This window comes from Rhizobium redzepovicii (assembly GCF_019793435.1).
Classification (GTDB): Bacteria; Pseudomonadota; Alphaproteobacteria; order Rhizobiales; family Rhizobiaceae; genus Rhizobium; species Rhizobium redzepovicii.
In genome coordinates this window covers 1-723 of record NZ_JAILYH010000067.1, presented here as the reverse complement: position 1 = coordinate 723, position 723 = coordinate 1, and the positions used below count along the sequence as shown (strand labels likewise).

The window sequence follows — 723 nt, the reverse complement described above, 5'->3', positions numbered from 1 at the left end:
AGAGGTTGCGGGGGCGGCTGTAGAGTTCGAGCGGCGAGCCGACCTGCTCGATATTGCCCCTGTTCAAGACGACGATCTTGTCGGCCATGGTCATCGCCTCGACCTGGTCGTGGGTGACGTAGACCATTGTCGTCTTCAGCTGCTGATGCAGCTCGCTGATTTCGAGACGCATGTTGACGCGCAGCGCTGCGTCGAGGTTCGACAGCGGTTCGTCGAACAGGAAGGCCGAAGGCTGGCGCACGATGGCGCGGCCGATCGCCACGCGCTGGCGCTGGCCGCCAGACAGCTGGCGCGGCTTGCGCTCCAGATAATCGGTAAGGTTCAGCACCCGGGCGGCATCGCTCACCTTGCGGTCGATCTCAGCCTTGTCGACGCCCGCCATCTTCAGCGGAAAGGCGATGTTGTTGCGCACGCTCATATGCGGATAGAGCGCATAGGACTGGAACACCATGGCCAGGCCGCGTTCCGACGGCGCCTTTTCGGTGGCGTCCCTGCCGTCGATGACGATCTTGCCGCCGGAGACATCCTCGAGACCGGCGATCAGCCTGAGCAGCGTGGACTTGCCGCAGCCCGACGGGCCGACGAAGACGACGAACTCGCCGTCCTTGATATCGAGATCGATCGAAGGGATGACCTTGGCTTCGCCGAAGACCTTGGAAACCTTCTGAAGGGTAATGCTGCCCATGTTTGTCTCCCTTTATCTTATTTCACAGCGCCGAAGGT

Annotated in this window: 1 protein-coding gene; it reads right to left on the bottom strand. The window is 61.7% G+C overall.

The annotated features are described in order from the left end of the window. Nucleotides 1-685, bottom strand: a 685-nt coding sequence (locus K6N12_RS33590) for an ABC transporter ATP-binding protein (RefSeq protein WP_222149176.1), incomplete at its 3' end; no start/stop codon positions are given. Nucleotides 686-723 lie beyond the last annotated feature (38 nt).